The organism is Halomonas llamarensis, from assembly GCF_023555005.1.
Classification (GTDB): Bacteria; Pseudomonadota; Gammaproteobacteria; order Pseudomonadales; family Halomonadaceae; genus Vreelandella; species Vreelandella llamarensis.
In genome coordinates this window covers 84,183-102,364 of sequence record NZ_JAMJPJ010000006.1, presented here as the reverse complement: position 1 = coordinate 102,364, position 18,182 = coordinate 84,183, and the positions used below count along the sequence as shown (strand labels likewise).

The window sequence follows — 18,182 nt, the reverse complement described above, 5'->3', positions numbered from 1 at the left end:
TCGCTTAAACCAGCCCAGGTAGGCCGGTCTTACCGACAGATGACAGATATTGTGGACTGAAGAGATAGACAAGCTTTATAGACCGAATTTATACAGAGAGTGCCACTGAATGCCACGCCCTATCATTGGAATTACAACGTCTGATCGCAAAAGCCGCCTGGCTTGGTGGTTCGACTGGTTTGCCGTTTGGCGACACGGCGGCCGCCCGGTTCGGCTCTCCCCTTCTCGCCCACGCCCGGACCGCCTTGATGGTTTAATCATCGGCGGCGGGGATGACATTCAGGCTCACCTTTACGATGCTGAAGTCCAACTTGATGTGCGCGTCGACCCCGAGCGAGATGAGCTGGAACTGGCACTACTCGAACGTTTTATTCCACAACAAACCCCTGTACTGGGCATTTGCCGTGGCGCACAGCTACTTAACATACACCTAGGCGGCACGCTGGACCCCGATATTTACACCACCCACGAAGGGCTAAAACAGCGACGTACGGTATTACCGCGTAAGACTGTGGATATCGTAGGAGATAGCAAGCTGCATCATTTTTTGGGGGTCACGTGGTGCCGCGTCAACAGTCTCCACCATCAAGCGGTAAACCGCGCGGGGGAAGGCATTGATATTGTGGCACGCGACCGAGATGGGCTGGTACAAGGGATAGAGTCGAGAAATCACGACTTTTTAATTGGTGTGCAATGGCATCCTGAATGGCTCTTGTTTAACCGCCCTCAGCAGCGCCTTATCAACGCCTTGGTGAGAGCGGCAAACCGCCATGTTAATAAGCACGGCTAAGCAGCGCCTATTTTAAAGCAGCGAGGGCAGCGTCATAATCCGGCTCGTTTTTGATTTCGCTGACCAGCTCGCTATGCAGCACACGGTTGTCAGCATCAAGCACGACCACCGCCCGAGCGCAGAGCCCTTCCATCGGGTTATTCTTGAACGCTACGCCCCAGGCTTCGCGAAATTCCGAATGGCGAAACGTCGAGAGCGTCTCCACATCGTCCAAGCCTTCGGCACCGCAAAAACGCAGTGTCGCGAACGGCAAATCGGCCGAGATCACCAGCACCACCGTATTGGGCAGCTCTGAAGCCAGCTCATTAAAGCGCCGCGCCGACGTGGCGCACGTCGGCGTATCAACACTCGGCACAATATTCAACACTTTGCGCTTGCCAGTGTAATCGTCAAGCGTCACGTCTTTTAGCTCAACGTTGGTCAGCGTCAATGCCGGAGCCGTCTCCCCTACTGTCGGCAATGTGCCGGCCACTTCCATCGGTTCACCCGCGCGAGTCACTTGTGGCATCGTTCACTCCTCTTTCGTCATGGGAAAAACAATCATTTGCAAGCTTAACAGCTAAACGGCTGCTAACGCGAATATAGCAGCTTGACACCCCCGAGTACGCGTTTAGGTAACCACTTCAGTATCACCACGGCGGCGCGGGTGATATCGCCACCGACCTCAAAACCGATATCGACCCCGGCGATATGCTCGACGGGGTCGATATAGTCGGCACAAATAACGCACTGTGCCAGACGAGACTGCAGGACTCATGCCTTTTCAGGCGCGAGATCCCACGAGTGCTCGATCGCTAGCTGATCACGCACGCTCACGGCGGCGTGCGGGCGCTTCGCCATCTTGGCGGCGGCGCGGCGCGCGTTCCGGGGCACTGTCTTCGCTGATTTCCAACGGACGACCGCCAACACGAGCACGCGACATTTTGGCCAGAATCGAGCTTGGCAAGCCGTTGGGTAACTCAACGACGGAGAAGGCGTTGCGAATATCGATGCGACCGATACGCGCGCCTTCGATACCGCCTTCGTTTGCCAATGCGCCAACTAACTGACCGGGCTTAACGCCGTCTTTATGGCCGACGGAGACACGATAGCGGGTCATGCCTTCGCTCGGGGCGCTGCTACGCTCGCGACGACCCGCTGGCTTGCCGCCGCCATCACGCGAGGGTTTCTCTTTGCGCGGCGCTTGCAGGCGACCGATCGGTGTTTCGTCAGCGCGGGCCATGGCGGCAAAGGCGCAGGTCAGCTCAATGGGGTCGTAACCCTCTTCGATCAAACGCTCAATCAGCGCACGCTGCTCTTCTGCACCTTTGGTTAAGGAGGCGATGACGCGATGATGAAATACTTCATCGCGATGGGCGCGAATAGCAGATTCATCCGGCAGCGGCATTTCGGCCATTTTCTGACCGGTTGCCTGCTCCATCCAGCCAACTTTACGGCCTTCACGGAAACCGGCAAAGGTAATTGCGATGCCGCTGCGCCCAGCACGACCGGTACGGCCGATGCGGTGGGTATAAGCTTCAGCATCCTGGGGCAGGTCATAGTTAATGACGTGCGTAATACGCGACACATCAAGACCACGTGCGGCGACGTCGGTGGCGATCAGCACATCAACCTTGCCACGCTTTAAGCGCTGGATCGTGCGCTCACGCAGGCTCTGGTCGAGATCACCGGAGAGGCCTGCCGCATTCACGCCACGTGCCGTTAGCTGCTCCACCAGCGTGGTGCAGGCAGCGCGGGTGCGCACAAAGACGATGGCCCCATCGACCGGCTCTACTTCGAGAATACGCGACAGCGCTTCAAGTTTAGCGCCGCCATCGACGCGCACGATACGCTGTTCGATGTTCTCACCGGTAGTGGTGCCCGATTCAATCGCCACCTTCACCGGATCGACTAAATAACGGTTAACGATGCGCTCGATTTCCGGCGGCAGCGTGGCTGAGAAGAACACGCGCTGTGCGTCTTTGGGGGTATCGGCAACCACGCGCTTCACGTCGTCGATAAAGCCCATGCGCAGCATTTCATCGGCTTCGTCCAGCACCAACGCTGAGAGGCCATCAAGCTTCAAGCTACCGCGATCCAGGTGATCAATCACACGACCTGGGGTACCCACCACCACTTGTGCGCCACGCTTTAGCGCGCCGAGCTGTTCACGATACTCTTGACCACCACACAGGGTGGCAACTTCAAGGCCTTTGAGGTTTTGGCCATATTTACTGAACGAGGCGGCGACCTGCTGAGCAAGCTCGCGGGTCGGTGCCATAACCAGCACCTGAGGTTCGCGGCGCGTCAGTTCTAAACGTGACAGTAACGGTAATGCAAACGCGGCGGTTTTGCCGGTGCCGGTTTGTGCTTGGCCCAGCATATCGCGGCCTTCCAGCAGCGCAGGAATCGTCTGCGCCTGGATCGGCGAGGGCGTTTCGTAGCCCTGTGTTTTAACAGCGGACAAAACGGCAGGCAATAGAGCCAGTTCACCGAAGCTCGGCGAGGCGACAGAAGTCGAGGTCATTAATCACACCTTGGTAGGCCGTGGTCGTCACGGCAAAAAACATCAAAAGCGTCTCTGACTCGATGACTCACACGACGCTATTTGCCATTATGCAAAAGGCTATGTGTAATCAGTCACCGCTTCCGTTTCTGGCGGAATGCGTCAAAGTGAGTCGGAGACGCCGGTCGCACCTAGCATTAAGGGTTAAGCCCGACGTCGCGGACCAACCGCTGTGGCGACCTTCTGCGCCGGCTTTTCGAACAAACCTCAAGGTTTGGTAAGCGGCGCGCCATCTTCACACAACAATGAGCTCCCATAGAGGGGAAAACTCTGCGCTAGCCTAAACGCTTTAGCATTCGTCATGATGGAGGGGTCAACACATGCGAGGAGTGCGCATACTAACACCACTGCGTTACCCATGCAAATGTGGCCTATGCAAATGCGGCTTATGCAAATGTGACTTCCAGCGAGCCGCAGGACGTGATGCGAGCCCAAAGAGCACGCTAAAAAACCATCTCCGCGGTGGCTTTTGTGTGTCCAGTCGATCATTTGCTTTTTTGGCGCACACCCTGCCCTGGCAACCGCTCGCGGTCATGGGGGCGATGGAAATTCAAAAGCGGTCCGGCGGGCACGATACGCGTGGGGTTGATGGTAGCGTGGCTGTAATAGTAGTGGCGCTGGATGTGATCCATGTTGACCGTCTCAGCTACCCCCGGCCATTGATAAAGCTCGCGCAGGTAGTTCGCTAGGTTCGGGAAGTCTTCGATCCGTTTAAGGTTACACTTAAAGTGGCCGTAGTAAACGGCATCAAAGCGCACCAGCGTGGTAAAGAGGCGAATATCCGCCTCGGTCAGCCATTCACCAGCCAAATAGCGCTGCTGGCTTAAACGCTCTTCCATTCGTTCAAGCGATTCAAATAATGCATGCACGTGCTTCTCATAGACGCTTTGCTCTGTCGCGAACCCCGACTTATAGACGCCGTTGTTGATGTAATCGTATAGATCGGCGTTAACGGCATCAATCTCCTCGCGCAGATCTTGCGGATAAAAGTCCAGCCGGTTACCAGTTAGCTCATCAAACGCGTTGTTGAGAATACGCAGCAGATCTGCCGACTCATTGTTGACGATGGCCCGGCGTTTTTTATCCCAAAGCACCGGCACCGTGACACAGCCGGTGTAGTGCGGGTCAGTTAGGGTATAAAGCTCGCGATGATAGGTAACGCCGTTGACGGGATCACCACTTGAGCCTTCGCCTTCGTCGTAAGTCCAGCCTTGGTCGAGCATCAAGGGGCTCACGTGAGACACACCCATCAGCGACTCTAGCCCTTTGAGTTTGCGCATGGTGAGAATGCGATGCGCCCAGGGGCACGCCAGCGAGACATAAAGGTGATAGCGGTCGGCTTCTGCCGAATGCGACGACACCCCGTCAGGTGCTTCGGCTCCGACCCAATCACGCAGCTGCGCAGATTCGCGCACAAACTCACCGCCGTGCTTTTTGGTGTCGTACCACTGATCGTGCCACTCACCGTCTACTAATAAGCCCATAAGGCGCCTCCTGTTAACGTAATCGCTCAATGATTAACAGCATACGCCCCGGCCCTAAAGCCTCAAGCGGATGTTTTACCGTGCAGCATTCGATGTTTTCGAATCGTCCAGCGCGCACGCGGTAACCGCCTGCTTAAACGCAGCCGCCATGGCATGAGCCGCAGGGCCGGCGCGGTCACGGTCGCGAAAGATCAATTGGATGGGCACTTCGCGCACACCGCCTGCGGCCAGCGGCAGTGGCTTCAGCTCGCCACTAGCAAGCTCATCGGCAATGCGCGTTTCGGGTAGCCAGGCAAAGCCTAGACCGCGCTTGACCATATCCAGCGATGTATTCAGATGGCTCACCGTCCAGCGCTGTTCGGCTTTTAGCCAGCCAGAATTGGCCGATTGTCGCAGCGCTGAATCTCGCACCACTAGCTGACGATGTTGCGCCAGATCGCGCAGATCCAGCGCCCTGTCTAACTGATGCAGCGCGTGCTGGGGGTGGGCAACCGCAATAAAGCGCACAGTCACCAGCGGCTCGCCCAAAAACCCCTGGGCCTCAAGGCCCGAAACAATAAGATCGACTCGCCCATCGTAGAGCATTTCGACCCCGCCATTGAGCACACTTTCATGAAGCTGGACACGCACCTGCGGATAGGTGGAGGAAAACGCCTCCAGCGCTTGTGCCTGTGCCGCTTCGGGGAAAGTCTGGTCAATGGCTACGACGACTTCCGCCTCAAGCCCCGAGGCAAGCCTAGAGGCGACATCCTCAAGCGAGGCCGCACTTTCAATGAGCTGGCGGGCGCGGCGCAACAATAACTTACCCGCTTCAGTGAGACGCACCTGCCGTCCGACGGGCTCCAACACCTGCACACCAAGCTGCTCTTCCAGCTTGTGTACGGCGTGGTTGAGCGTTGAGGGGCTTTTATGTATGGCTTCTGCCGCGCGGGCAAAGCCACCGTGGTCTACCACGGCGGCTAACATTTGCCACTGGGCAAGGGTGACACGTGACATTTCGATTTCCTCGACGCATTAGGACAAAACTCTACGCTCAATTTTCGAAAAAACCTCACTAGGATGCCAGGAAACTGTGAGTGATACCCACATTTCACCAAATTAATCACTATTCGCACAAAAGATGGGTAGCGCAATTGACACCCCTTGGCTTCTTGTCTTAGGCGGCGATTGTCAGACATGAGCCAGATCAAGCGTAACGTGATTACCGGAATGGCACGGTCGTCCAGATAACTGCCACACGTTGATTTTTTAGGGTGTTTAAAAAAGTTTTTGTCGCATTAGGTCATGAATTAGGTAAGTTATGTTAACAAACAGCGTTTGATAATAATAATATGACATAAAGGCACGTGCGCGGGCGTTCTGTGTATGCGTGTACAGTCTATTCACATCTTGCTTCTTGGGGTAAGGTTTCGCCACTTACTACATTTTTAGTCATTTTTATTCATTACTTTTGGCGGTCTATTCACCCATGTTGCGAATCCTTCATTCGCTGCCCCGTACGCACAAGTTATTGTTATTACCAGTGGCTACAATGGTCACGGTGCTGGGCACACAAAAATTAGTGACAACGTATCAAAGTTTTAATGCATCAAACACACCGGTTGAGCGCGTCTTTGTCCCGCTTCCTAGTGACTCATCTCCCGGTGTTCCTTCCTTACAGGAAGAGCGCACGACCATGGCCAATGCGATTGGCAAAGCATCCCGCGCACTCGATGCGACCCGCCACCATATTCCACTTAGCAACCTGCAAGCGATGGAAGTGATCGACCTTGATATGGTCGATAGCGCCTCGGTAAGCACCGCGACTATCTCTGAGGTTTCAAGCACACCCCAGCCCACCACGCCGGATAACCGCATCATCAATGACGGTGCTCTGCATATCGCGGTGGTCGTGGGGACGCTAGGCAACGGCATGTTAGAAGCCGACACTGATGCAAAAACAAATATCGCCGATGCCACGTCATATGAGGATTATGGCATCACGCTTTTTGATGACGTTTCCTACTTCGATTTGGAGCTCGCTGCTGAAGAGCCCTATATACCTGAGTGGCAAACTCATCTCGTCGAACCCGGCGACACCTTTGCAGTGCTCGCGCAAAACAAGCTCGGCTTGGGCTACAGCGAAGTATTAACGTTACTCGACAAATTGCCCAATCCACGTCTTTTGACCCACTGGCGTGCCGGGCAGAGTTTTGACTATCAGCTCGGTGAAGATAATCGCCTGCTTTCACTGCGCATGATGAAAAACACCCGTGAAGGGGTATTAATCGAGCGTGGGGAAAAACAAGAAAAACAGTATGCGGTTACCCCCATTGAGCGTCAGGGTGAACCGGCTCAGCGTCTATATGCGGGCAGCATTAGCGGCAGCTTTGCGCGCTCCGCCCAGGCGACAGGGTTAAGTAGCGGCGCGGTCACGGAGCTCACGCACCTGCTAGAGAAAAAGCTCGATTTTCGCCGTGATAGTCGCCGCAACGATAAATTTCAAGTGCTGGTCGAGTCGGACATGATTGAAGGTGAAACTCTCGACTCACGTGTTTTGGCTGTGCGCTATGAAGGTGAGCGTATGAATTTAACCGCCGTGCGTAATGCCAACGACGATAAATTCTACACCGCTGAAGGTAAAAGCTTAGACCCCGCTTTTTCGCGCTACCCTTTTGAAGGCCGCTATCGCTTAAGCTCTAGCTTCAACCCCCGCCGCAAACATCCCGTCACGGGGCGAACTAGCCCGCACAATGGTACTGATTTTGCCATGCCGATTGGCTCTCCCATTACGGCCCCCGCAAACGGTCGTGTAGAACGCGTTGAAAACCACTATGCAGCGGGTCGCTATGTGGTGATTCGTCACGATAACGGTTACCGCACGCGTTACCTGCACCTTTCTAAACCGCTGGTTAGCCGTGGCCAGCGGGTAGAAATGGGCGAGCGCATAGCACTTTCCGGCAACACCGGGCGCAGTACCGGCCCCCACTTGCATTATGAAGTGCATGTGAATAACGCTCCGGTTAATGCCATGAAAGTTGATCTCCCCGAAAACACGAGTTTAAGCGGTGATACGCTGATTGCTTTCCAGCGCCAGGCAGCCCCCATGTTGGCAGCGCTTGAGAGCGGAGAAACAGGCACCGTTAACGTCGCGTCTTACGAAAGTAACACCGTGGAAAATCGGGACTGAAGATAGCTATTACTGAGTAAAACAGCACGAGCTGAAACAGAAAAGCCGCTTAACGTCAGTATCTCGTTGAGCGGCTTTTCTGCGTTTAAGGGCTACCTATCACACAAGAGGCTAACGTTGGTTCAGGGCATTGAGCACGCGCTCGTCGCGCCGGTAAATATCCTCTCGGAATGTGATTTCCCCCTCTTCATCCGGCCAAGCGGTGACGTAATGCAGTGACACCGGAATATGCTGTGGCAGATTGACGTTAATATCACTGCGCGACGTATTGATCAACGCCTCCAGCCGATAGCGGCTGCCAGTGTCTTCCAGTAGCATTCGTGCTAATTGATGCACCCCTTCCACGCGCACACATCCCGAGCTCAGCGCCCGCTGGTCACGCCCAAAAAGCCCTTGCGCGGGCGTATCGTGCAGGTAAATCATTTCATTGTTCGGGAAGCGCACCACAACCCGCCCGAGCGGGTTAGCAGCCCCCGGCGGCTGGCGCAGCATAATGTTACCCGGCGACGCCCAATCAATGTCGCTAGCATCCACTACCTCACCGCTATAATTGATCGCGTTAATGCCGCGCTCGGACAAGTAAGCGGGGTTTTGCCGCAATTGTGGCAGCATGTCTTCCCGCATGATCGTGGGTGGTAGCGTCCAGGACGGATTCACCGTGAGGCGGGTAATCTGCGAATGAATCACCGGGGTTTCGCGCCGCGATGAGCCCACCACCGCCCGCGATGACCAGCGTTCTCCGTTTGGGCGCACATACGTCATACGGTAGCCAGCAATATCGACCCAAACGTGGGGTTCACGCGACAGCGTAGGGGCCATCCAACGCCCCCGCTCAAGGTTAACCCGCAACTGCGCCACCCGCGTGGCAATGGAGGCATTCAGCGCTTGGCGCGTTTTACTTCCCACCACGCCATCCGCATGGAGAAGATGGCGACGCTGAAAGCGCTTGACTGCGCCTTCAAGTTCGCGATCAAAGCGGCGCGGGTCCCGCTGTTCGATGTCCACCCCCGGGTATGCTTCCGGGCTTCCTGAGAGAAGTCCTGTTTCCCCCCAATAGGTCAGCCGCTGACGCAGTATTATCACATCAGCATGGTGCTCGCCGGGTCGCAACGACGCCTCACGCGAAGGAAAAAAGGGCGCACTATGTTGCGCGGCCAAATCACGATACGCAGACAGCGTCTCGCGTAGCGGCTGATAATAAGGCAACGCAGGGCGCGCCTGAGCAAAGGCGTTTGCCATCTCATCGCTGACAACAGCCTGGGCAATAGCCGCCACGGGTAACGCTTGCAACCGCGGCGGTGCGTCCCACCGCGGCGTTACCTCACGCGGGTTCAGCTTACCGTTTTGCAGATGATCCAGGGCCTTTAGCAACGCGCGCGTAGCGCTGATATCAAACGCTACCTGAGCCGTCACTCCTTGGGTTTGGCTGTGCTGATAGCTGGCTTTTAGCTGGTCGGCACCGTAATGAGACGGCGTGAGACCGTCGTCCACTAACCCTTGAAGGGCGGCTACCAACGATTCGACTCGCGCGGGTTGCTGCCAAACGAGCGCCTGATCCACGTGCTGATAAAAACGCATAAGCGGTAAGTCTTCATCAGCTTGCGCCTGCGCTATATCGCCACCCTCTTTTTGGCTTGTCAGCTGCTCTTTCAGCGCCGTTTGTATGCTTTTTTCCAGCGTCTGTTGCGCGTTTACTGGAGCCACCGCCACAAGCATCAGTGACAAACACGCCGCTAACGGCCATCCATGCCGCTCAAGTGTTGATCGTTGTCGTCGGGGAACCTCGTGCATCGCCCTCTCCTTGCGTTACGATAGCGACATTGACGGTAGCTTTGCCGCGCCCTTCGGCCGCTAATATTCTTTATTCTTAATCAGGATGACCACAATGGTGCTTCGTTTAAAAGCGTCAGCATTACTGCTTATGCTGCCTCTCAGTTTAGTTACGTTACCACTTCATGCCGCGAATTTCTTTGCCAACGTTGCCGCCTCACCGCCATTACAGACCTCTTCCCTTCATCATCAGCTCAAGCAGCTTGCTCCCCAAGCGACCCCTGAGGCGTTACGCATGGCGGCAGAAGCCCTCACTTGCGCCGACCCGAATGCCGAGCGCCTTGCAGTGATCGATTATTCGCTGCCTTCTAGCGAACAACGGATGTGGGTCTTTGACCTACACCAGCATGAGCTGCTTTTTGAAGAGTTAGTCTCCCACGGTCAAGGCTCTGGCGATGCGTTAGCCGAGGCCTTCTCCAATACGCCCGATAGCCACCAAACGAGCTTGGGGCTGTTTCGCACCATGAACAGCTACTACGGCCGCAACGGCTATTCGCTACGGCTGGATGGCCTAGAGCCTGAAGTCAACGACCTTGCCTTTGAGCGCGCCATCGTGATTCACGGAGCCGATTATGTCAGCGAGGATTTTATTGACCAAACCGGCCGCTTAGGACGCAGCCAGGGCTGCCCGGCCGTCCGCGCTGATGTCACCTATCCGCTGATTAACAGCCTCAAAGAAGAGCAGTACGTGTTCGCTTATTATCCCGACCCGGAGTGGCTAGCGACATCGACATTTTTAAACTGCGATACCGATACCCAGCTTGCAAGACGTTAAAAAACCGCCGCCTGGCAAGCCGGGCGACGGTCATTCAGCTTGTTAGCGTTTTTTAGCCCTGCGCGTTCTATGAGAAGCGCTATAAAGCGCTTTTATCAGAACCCTTTCCTTAGAACCCTTTCCTTAGAACCGTTTCCTTAGAACTCTTCCCAATCGTCGTGATCAGCCGATGACGACTTGGCTGGCGTACGCGAGGGTGCTTGGCTTTTTGGCGCATTGCTCGCGGGCAAGGCACTGGACGGGCGCTTTAGCGCCGGTGAATCGGAGGATTCTCCCAAGACGAACGCATCCAACAGATGCGATAGGTGCTCCGCCCCTTCACGCAGGCTCTGTGCCGCCGATGAGTTATCTTGCACCATTGACGAGTTCTGCTGGGTCATTGAGTCCATTTCCGCCACAGCGGTGTTGATTTCGCCAATACCAGCACTTTGCTCACGAGCACCCGCACTAATTTCAGCGATAACATCGGTGACCCGCGTGACGCTTTCCATGATGTCCTGCATGGTAGCGCCTGCTTCACGCACCAGCTCCGTGCCCTCACGCGTATGCTTCATGGAGCCATCGATCAGCTCGCGGATTTCGCTTGAGGCCTCGCTTGAACGGCTTGCTAATTTGCGCACTTCTTCCGCCACCACGGCAAATCCACGCCCGTGCTCACCGGCACGCGCCGCTTCAACGGAGGCATTAAGGGCCAGAATATTGGTCTGAAAGGCGATCGAGTCGATCATGGTAATGATATCGCCAATTCTCGTGGCGGAATCATTAATCGTGCCCATGGTGCTTTCCACCCGCTCCATGGCGTTGCTGCCGCGACGCGCAACGTCAACGGCGCTTTGTGAGAGTTGAGACGCTTGCTCGGCCGATTGCGTGGTGTGCTGCACGGTAGAGGTAATCTCTTCCATCGACGAAGAGGTCTGCTGCAAGTTGGACGCCGACTGCTCGGTACGCGTGGCCAATTCATTGGTACCGCTGTCGATATCCTGCGAGGCTTGAAGCACCGAACGCGTCGTACGGTGAACGTCTTGTAGCGTGAGTTGCATACGCTCGACAAACGCATTGAACTGACGGGCCAGATTTCCCACTTCATCGTTGGATTCGACAGCGAGGCGTTGGGTCAAGTCAGCCTCGCCAGTCGCCACACCATGCATCGCAGCCGCCGCACGGCGAACCGGACGCAATGCGCGATGCACCAGGTAAGTCGCGACAAACCCCACGCCGACCAGGATCAAAATCGTAACGATCGTTTTAATCACAAGGTCGTTGCGGAACTCGGACCACGCCAAGGCTTCCACTTCGGCCAGCCTTTGATCAATATCGCTTAGATAAATCCCCGTACCGATCATCCAATCCCACTCAGGAATGGGGATTGCCATTGAGTGTTTGGCTTCGGTTTCGCCATTTGCCGGATTAATCCACTGATAGTCATAGAAGCTATCGTTTCGGTCACGCGCACGGTCGATCAAATCATCCACAAACGCATTGCCTTCGCTATCGGTGATACCTGACATGCTGGTACCAATGCGACCAGGCGCGGCGGCTAACGCCATGGCGGTACCGTCGAAATCAAAGGCAAATACATAGTTATCATCGCCAAAGCGGAAGTTTTGCAGAATTTCCTGCGCGCGCGCTTGTGCCTCGTCTTGGCTTAACGCAGGGTTATCGACCAAATGCGATACCGCATTGCGAGCCGACTCGACCAAAAAGCGTACGGTATTTTCGCGCTCTTTGATGAGCACGTCACGCTGCTCATCAAGGGTTTCTTGAATTCGCTCAGCAGAGCTGCGCATTTCAAGCGCAAATAAAACCACCGCCAGCACCAGCATCGGGAAGAGCACCAAAAAAACCATTTTGGCCTGCAAACTAATATTAAACCGGGATCTCTGTTGATCAGCCATTCTTGTTATACCACCTATATAAGCGTTGGAGAGCCTTGTCGCCACCAGACGTTTGGCGCGCATGAAGTTATTCGCGTAGCGACGATTACATACCCATCGATGAGGATCAATATAGCCCTTTGTCTAGGACCAAGCGTTAGCGGTTTTGCCTCTCTCTCGACCCACGTCGTTTCGATCACACGGCATGCCTTGCAAACCGTTGACATCGGCCGCATAACGACGACTTAACAAGCGTGCTAACTTTTCGCGTGATGATAGTCATTTCACGACGACACCACCCACGCCCCCCCTATTCCCGACCCATCTAATAAGGTGCCGCATGAGTCAACTCGCCAACACAGCGCTCTCCGTTTTGGATCTCGCCCCGATCCGCCAAGGCGGTAGCGCCGCTGAAACCTTTGCGAATAGCGTCTCACTCGCCCAGTTGACCGAACAACTGGGTTTCACACGCTTTTGGCTGGCCGAACACCACAATATTGAAGGCATTGCCAGCGCCGCCACTTCGGTATTGATCAGCCACATCGCCAGCAACACCGCGACACTTCGCGTGGGCAGCGGCGGTATTATGCTACCCAACCACGCCCCGCTGGTGATTGCCGAGCAGTTTGGCACGCTGGAAACGCTCTACCCCGGCCGAATCGATCTTGGCCTTGGGCGTGCACCCGGCTCTGATGGCTTGACCATGCGCGCGCTGCGCCGCCGCCTTGAGAGCGGCGCGGATGACTTCCCCGACCAGCTGGCGGAACTGCGTCGTTACTTGGGCACGCCCGAGCCCAGTCAGCGCGTCAAAGCCATTCCTGGGCAGAATACCCATGTGCCCATTTGGCTTTTGGGTTCTAGCGGTTATAGCGCCCAGCTCGCCGCGCAATTAGGCTTGCCGTTCGCCTTTGCCGCGCAGTTTGCCCCTGGCTACCTGTTTGAAGCGCTGCGGATTTACCGCGACAACTTCCGTCCTTCCGAGCACCTAGAGCGCCCCTACGCGATGATCGGGTTGCCGGTCATGGTCGCTGAAAACGATGCCATGGCACACTATCTCGCCACGACGGCGCAGCAGAAGTTTTTGACTATGATCCGAGGTCAACGCACGCAGTCGCTACCCCCGGTCGAGCAGCTGGATTGGACGCCGATGGAGCGCGCCCAAGTGGATCAGTTTCTCGGCGCGGCAATCATTGGTGGGCCTGAAACCGTTAAAGCCAGGCTTGAAGAGATCCAAGCCCGCACTGGCGCCGATGAACTGATGATCAATAGCGACTTTTACGATCACGCCGACCGCTTGCGCAGCTATGAAATTGTCGCGGAAGTAGCGCGTTAGCTGTAGCGCCCTGACGATACCCAAGAGAGGCTCACTCGCGGCTTTCTTCCCGCATGCAGCGCGCCAGAATCGCTTCTGCAGCATCGCCACCCAGCGCCTCTAGGTAGGCGATATTACGCTCAGGGATTTGCTCGGTATCGCCGTAAGCGGCGATGGCCTTCTCTAGGCTCGCCTCTCGCAGAAGATGCAGCATGGGGTAAGGCGAGCGATTCGTGTAGTTGGCAGCGTCTTCCGGCGCAGCATCGGCAAAGCAGTAATCCGGATGGAAGGTGGCGAGCTGATAAACCCCTTCGTACCTCTGCTCCGCTAAGAGCGACTCGGCAATATCGACAAAATCCAGGTAGTGCTCAAAGTCGCGAAACAGCGTGGGAAACACCAGTAGCGAGGTTTCGGCTTGCTCGTGCTCATCGAGCCACGCAACCTCCGCCATTAGCTCCTCAAGTGCAACCGCGAGCTTTTTTGAGCGCACGACCTCAATGCGCACGCTGTCGCGCTCGACTTCGCGCTGGGCAAACGGGCAAATGGTGTGCGCCACGATAAAATCGCGCACCCAGTGAAGCGTTTGCGCTTTTACCACGCCGTCTCTATCCATCACATCCCCACTATTCACTAAATTCTTGCTATCCACCGAATTGTTTGCGTTCGCCGTGCTATCCCCATGCTGCATGAAGGCCTCGTTCGGGTAAAAAATGTTCTATTAAAAAGTGTTTTATTAAAAAGTGCGCGCTTAAAAACGGCCCCGCTCCAACGTGAGTGAGCCTGGCAGTTCGCGTCTGACTCGCGCATCATAGCGCTTTCTTTCTCGACTTCCTTTAGGCCCCCCTCTTTTATGTCTCGTGCCGCGTCTTATCCACCGCCCCCCAAGCCACTCAGCGGTTTTTTCGGTGTATTTCGCTATAGCCGCCGCGCGCTTTCGCTCGTGTGGCAAACGTCTCCCGCGATGATGCTGGGCTTAGCACTGTGTACCTTGGTGGCAGGCGTACTCCCCGCCGTGGCGACCTGGGTCGGGCAGTTGATCGTCGACGGCGTGGTCAGCGCGATGGACACTTACCAAACAGCCGATGCGCCCGATCTATGGGTGACGATTACACCGGTACTTGGGTGGGTCGCGCTGGAGGGCGGCATCATCGCGCTTATTGCGCTGGCCCAGCGCGGCCTCTCGGCGCAACAGTCATTGCTACGCGCCCTGCTGGGGCAGAAAGTCAACGTCATGATTCTGGAAAAAGCCGGCTCGCTCTCGCTTGGCCAGTTTGAGGATTCTGAGCTTTACGACAAGCTCACCCGCGCGCGCCGTGAAGCGTCCACGCGACCGCTGGGGCTAGTAAATAAAACCTTTAGCCTACTGCAAAACGCGATTTCACTGGCGAGCTTTGGCGTACTCTTGGTGCAGTTTTCGCCCTGGGCGCTGTTGATTCTTATCGCGGGCGCGCTGCCGGTGTTTATCTCCGAAGCCAAGTTCTCCGGCGATGCCTTTCGGCTTTTTCGTTGGCGCTCGCCACAAACGCGCATGCAGATGTATCTGGAAACTGTGCTCGCCCGCGAAGACAGCATTAAAGAGGTGAAGCTGTTCGGCTTGGAGCCGCTCTTTCTGCAACGTTACCGGGATATTTTCACGCGCCTTTTTAGCGAGGAACGGTGCCTGACGCTGCGCCGTGAAAGCTGGGGGTTTGCCCTAGGTCTGCTTGGCACGCTGACCTTCTACGGTGCTTACGGCTGGGTGGTGGTGGAAACCATCGCCGGGACGCTAACGTTGGGGCAGATGACCATGTATTTGATGGTGTTCAAGCAGGGACAAGCTGCGCTTTCGGCAAGCCTTACCGCCATCAGCGGCATGTACGAAGACAACCTGTATCTCTCCAACTTATACGAATACCTGGAACAGCCCGCCGAGGTAGAACGCGGCACGTTAACGCAAGGCGAAGCACCCGGCGACGGCCTGCGCTTTGAAGATGTGAGTTTCGCCTATCCCGGCGGCCAAGCGGTTCTACGCGATATATCCCTGCATCTCAAACCGGGGCAAAGCCTCGCTCTGGTGGGAGAAAACGGCTCGGGAAAAACCACACTGATCAAGCTCTTGACCCGCCTTTATCACCCCACTGCGGGGCGTATTTTACTGGATGGCAGTGACTTACGCGACTGGGACGCCACGGCGCTGCGTGAGCGGATCGGGGTGATTTTTCAAGACTTTGTACGCTACCAGCTGCAAGTGGGAGAAAATCTTGGGGTGGGCGATACGCACGCCTTTGACGACGAAAACCGCTGGCAGCGAGCCGCTCATCAAGGGATGGCCGATAGCTTTATCGACCAAATGACAAGCGGTTACCGTACCCAGCTGGGGCGCTGGTTCAAAAACGGGCAGGAGCTTTCCGGTGGACAGTGGCAGAAAATCGCTCTCTCGCGCGCCTACATGCGCGAAAATGCCGATATTCTCGTGCTGGATGAGCCCACCGCCGCCATGGACGCCGCCGCTGAAGCAGACGTCTTTGCCCGCTTTCGTGAACATAGCCGCAACAAAATGACCATACTGATCTCTCACCGTTTCTCAACGGTAAGAAGTGCCGAGCACATCCTAGTGATTGATCAGGGGCGGATCATCGAACACGGCACGCATGACGCGCTGTTAGCGCAAAATGGCCGCTATGCTACGCTCTTTCATTTGCAAGCCAAAGGCTATCAGTAAAAAAGCCTTACCATTGATTCTTGGCAATGCCCCATAGAGGTTGACAGTTGTACACAGCGATAGAGTCAGGTATAGCTATTCGGATATTCATTAGCAGAACACCAACAATCGCAACAAGGGAGATCCAACGTGAAAATTGGTGCACCTAAAGAGCTCGCCAAGGGTGAAGCGCGCGTCGCGCTGACCCCCGAAAGCGCGCTGCAACTGCAAAAGCTAGGGCACGACTGCTTTATCGAAGCCGGTGCTGGGTCGCTTGCTGGCTTTGATGATCAGGCCTATCGCGATGCCGATGTAAGCGTTGTGGAAAACGCCGAGTCACTTTGGCAAACGGTGGATACCGTGATCAAAGTCCGCGAACCCAGCGACGCCGAAACCCAGCATCTGCGTGAAGGACAAACGCTGATCAGCTTTTTCTGGCCAGGCCAGAATGAAGCGCTGCTAGAGAAGTGCAAAGCCCAAGGCGCCACCGTGATGGCGATGGACATGGTACCGCGTATTTCTCGCGCCCAGAAAATGGACGCGCTCTCCTCCATGGCCAACATTGCCGGTTACCGCGCGGTGATTGAAGCCGGTAACAACTTTGGGCGCTTTTTTACCGGTCAAATCACGGCCGCCGGTAAAGTACCACCGGCGAAGGTGCTGGTGATCGGCGCTGGCGTTGCCGGGCTTGCCGCCATCGGCACCGCCACCAGCCTTGGTGCAGTGGTACGCGCCTTTGACGTGCGCCCGGAAGTGGCCGAGCAGATCGAATCCATGGGCGCTGAGTTTTTGTTTCTCGACTTTGAAGACAGTCAGGACGGCGCGGAAACCGGTGGTTACGCCGCCCCGTCTAGCCCCGAATTTCGCGAAAAGCAGCTTGAATGCTTCCGCGAGCAAGCTCCCGATATCGACATCGTTATCACTACCGCGCTGATTCCCGGCAAGCCCGCGCCCAAGCTGTGGCTTGAGGATATGGTCAAGGCCATGAAACCGGGTTCGGTGATTATCGATTTGGCCGCTGAAAAAGGCGGTAACTGCGATTTAACCAAGCCCGATGAGCGGGTAGTGAGCGACAACGGCGTGGTGGTCATTGGCTACACCGACTTCCCCTCGCGCATGGCGACGCAAGCCTCGCTGCTTTACGCCACTAACATTCGCCACATGCTGACGGATCTTACGCCAGAAAAAGATGGCCAGATCGTGCACAACATGGAAGACGATGTCATTCGCGGCACCACGGTGACCCACCAAGGTGACATCACCTTCCCGCCGCCGCCGCCTAAAGTGAAGGCCATCGCGGCAGCAAAGCCAAAGCCCAAGGAAAAAGAGCCAACGCCGGAGGAGAAAAAAGCCGCCGAGCTTGCGACATTCAAAGCGCAAACCAAGCGTCAGGCTACGCTGCTTGGTGTCGGCGGTGCGATCATGCTGCTCCTCGGTCAAGTCGCTCCGGCGTCTTTCATGCAACACTTTATCGTTTTTGCGCTCGCCTGCTTCGTCGGTTTCCAAGTGATCTGGAACGTCAGCCACTCGTTGCATACACCACTGATGGCGGTGACGAACGCCATTTCCGGGATCATTATCCTAGGGGCGGTGCTACAGATCGGCTCCGGTAGCGGGATTGTGACAATCATGGCGTCTATTTCAGTGCTGATCGCGACGATCAATATTGTCGGTGGCTTCTTGGTCACCCGCCGTATGCTTGCCATGTTCCAGAAATCTTAAA

At 55.9% G+C, this 18,182-nt stretch carries 13 protein-coding genes; 6 read left to right on the top strand and 7 right to left on the bottom strand.

Annotated features, from left to right (window positions below):
* Positions 1-109 precede the first annotated feature (109 nt).
* A complete protein-coding gene (locus M8006_RS06015) occupies positions 110-790 on the top strand; it encodes a gamma-glutamyl-gamma-aminobutyrate hydrolase family protein (protein WP_250080557.1) in 681 nt (226 codons plus the stop codon).
* A 7-nt stretch (positions 791-797) separates the two neighbouring features.
* Here the strand turns inward: M8006_RS06015 and tpx are convergent, their stop codons facing one another.
* From tpx to M8006_RS05995, 4 genes are all read right to left on the bottom strand, one after another.
* The gene (gene tpx / locus M8006_RS06010) at positions 798-1,298 is read right to left on the bottom strand and encodes a thiol peroxidase (protein WP_250080556.1); all 501 of its coding nucleotides are present in this window, start codon (positions 1,296-1,298) and stop codon (positions 798-800) included.
* A gap of 294 nt (positions 1,299-1,592) precedes the next feature.
* Positions 1,593-3,296 (bottom strand): DEAD/DEAH box helicase, encoded by a 1,704-nt coding sequence (locus M8006_RS06005; RefSeq protein ID WP_250080555.1) that lies wholly within the window; start codon positions 3,294-3,296, stop codon positions 1,593-1,595.
* Between the two features lie 524 nt (positions 3,297-3,820).
* Positions 3,821-4,819 carry a glutathione S-transferase family protein gene (locus M8006_RS06000; protein WP_250080554.1) on the bottom strand — a complete coding sequence of 333 codons (999 nt, stop codon included), beginning with the start codon at positions 4,817-4,819 and terminating at the stop codon, positions 3,821-3,823.
* 75 nt (positions 4,820-4,894) lie between these two features.
* Entirely contained in the window at positions 4,895-5,815 is a 921-nt protein-coding gene (locus tag M8006_RS05995; RefSeq protein WP_250080553.1) for a LysR family transcriptional regulator, read from the bottom strand.
* A gap of 472 nt (positions 5,816-6,287) precedes the next feature.
* Between M8006_RS05995 and M8006_RS05990 the strand changes: the two genes are divergently transcribed.
* Positions 6,288-7,988 (top strand): peptidoglycan DD-metalloendopeptidase family protein, encoded by a 1,701-nt coding sequence (locus M8006_RS05990; RefSeq protein ID WP_250080552.1) that lies wholly within the window; start codon positions 6,288-6,290, stop codon positions 7,986-7,988.
* 111 nt (positions 7,989-8,099) lie between these two features.
* Here the strand turns inward: M8006_RS05990 and M8006_RS05985 are convergent, their stop codons facing one another.
* Positions 8,100-9,779, bottom strand: coding sequence for a L,D-transpeptidase family protein (locus M8006_RS05985; protein WP_250080551.1), 1,680 nt, complete (start codon positions 9,777-9,779; stop codon positions 8,100-8,102).
* Positions 9,780-9,873: 94 nt separating this feature from the next.
* Between M8006_RS05985 and M8006_RS05980 the strand changes: the two genes are divergently transcribed.
* Positions 9,874-10,593, top strand: coding sequence for a murein L,D-transpeptidase catalytic domain family protein (locus M8006_RS05980; RefSeq protein ID WP_250080550.1), 720 nt, complete (start codon positions 9,874-9,876; stop codon positions 10,591-10,593).
* A 137-nt stretch (positions 10,594-10,730) separates the two neighbouring features.
* Here the strand turns inward: M8006_RS05980 and M8006_RS05975 are convergent, their stop codons facing one another.
* Positions 10,731-12,488: a methyl-accepting chemotaxis protein gene (locus M8006_RS05975; RefSeq protein WP_250080549.1), complete on the bottom strand. Its 1,758-nt coding sequence runs from the start codon at positions 12,486-12,488 to the stop codon at positions 10,731-10,733.
* A gap of 319 nt (positions 12,489-12,807) precedes the next feature.
* Here M8006_RS05975 and M8006_RS05970 point away from each other — a divergent pair, with 319 nt between their 5' ends.
* Positions 12,808-13,800, top strand: coding sequence for an LLM class flavin-dependent oxidoreductase (locus M8006_RS05970; RefSeq protein WP_250080548.1), 993 nt, complete (start codon positions 12,808-12,810; stop codon positions 13,798-13,800).
* Positions 13,801-13,831: 31 nt separating this feature from the next.
* Here the strand turns inward: M8006_RS05970 and M8006_RS05965 are convergent, their stop codons facing one another.
* The gene (locus M8006_RS05965) at positions 13,832-14,392 is read right to left on the bottom strand and encodes a DUF1415 domain-containing protein (protein ID WP_250080618.1); all 561 of its coding nucleotides are present in this window, start codon (positions 14,390-14,392) and stop codon (positions 13,832-13,834) included.
* A 237-nt stretch (positions 14,393-14,629) separates the two neighbouring features.
* On the opposite strand from M8006_RS05965, the gene M8006_RS05960 reads away from it, so the two are divergent.
* Together M8006_RS05960 and M8006_RS05955 are read left to right on the top strand one after the other, a co-directional pair.
* Complete coding sequence (locus M8006_RS05960; RefSeq protein WP_250080547.1) at positions 14,630-16,480, top strand: ABC transporter ATP-binding protein; 1,851 nt, start codon at positions 14,630-14,632, stop codon at positions 16,478-16,480.
* A gap of 129 nt (positions 16,481-16,609) precedes the next feature.
* The gene (locus tag M8006_RS05955) at positions 16,610-18,181 is read left to right on the top strand and encodes a Re/Si-specific NAD(P)(+) transhydrogenase subunit alpha (RefSeq protein WP_250080546.1); all 1,572 of its coding nucleotides are present in this window, start codon (positions 16,610-16,612) and stop codon (positions 18,179-18,181) included.
* Position 18,182 lies beyond the last annotated feature (1 nt).

Bases quoted from the DNA above. Each gene is read 5' to 3' on its own strand.
- M8006_RS06005 (WP_250080555.1), bottom strand. From the start codon at position 3,296: ATGACCTCGACTTCTGTCGCCTCGCCGAGCTTCGGTGAACTGGCTCTA.
- M8006_RS05990 (WP_250080552.1), top strand. From the start codon at position 6,288: ATGTTGCGAATCCTTCATTCGCTGCCCCGTACGCACAAGTTATTGTTA.
- M8006_RS05980 (WP_250080550.1), top strand. From the start codon at position 9,874: ATGGTGCTTCGTTTAAAAGCGTCAGCATTACTGCTTATGCTGCCTCTC.
- M8006_RS06000 (WP_250080554.1), bottom strand. From the start codon at position 4,819: ATGGGCTTATTAGTAGACGGTGAGTGGCACGATCAGTGGTACGACACC.
- M8006_RS05975 (WP_250080549.1), bottom strand. From the start codon at position 12,488: ATGGCTGATCAACAGAGATCCCGGTTTAATATTAGTTTGCAGGCCAAA.
- M8006_RS05965 (WP_250080618.1), bottom strand. From the start codon at position 14,392: ATGGATAGAGACGGCGTGGTAAAAGCGCAAACGCTTCACTGGGTGCGC.
- tpx (WP_250080556.1), bottom strand. From the start codon at position 1,298: ATGCCACAAGTGACTCGCGCGGGTGAACCGATGGAAGTGGCCGGCACA.
- M8006_RS05970 (WP_250080548.1), top strand. From the start codon at position 12,808: ATGAGTCAACTCGCCAACACAGCGCTCTCCGTTTTGGATCTCGCCCCG.
- M8006_RS05985 (WP_250080551.1), bottom strand. From the start codon at position 9,779: ATGCACGAGGTTCCCCGACGACAACGATCAACACTTGAGCGGCATGGA.
- M8006_RS05995 (WP_250080553.1), bottom strand. From the start codon at position 5,815: ATGTCACGTGTCACCCTTGCCCAGTGGCAAATGTTAGCCGCCGTGGTA.
- M8006_RS05960 (WP_250080547.1), top strand. From the start codon at position 14,630: ATGTCTCGTGCCGCGTCTTATCCACCGCCCCCCAAGCCACTCAGCGGT.
- M8006_RS06015 (WP_250080557.1), top strand. From the start codon at position 110: ATGCCACGCCCTATCATTGGAATTACAACGTCTGATCGCAAAAGCCGC.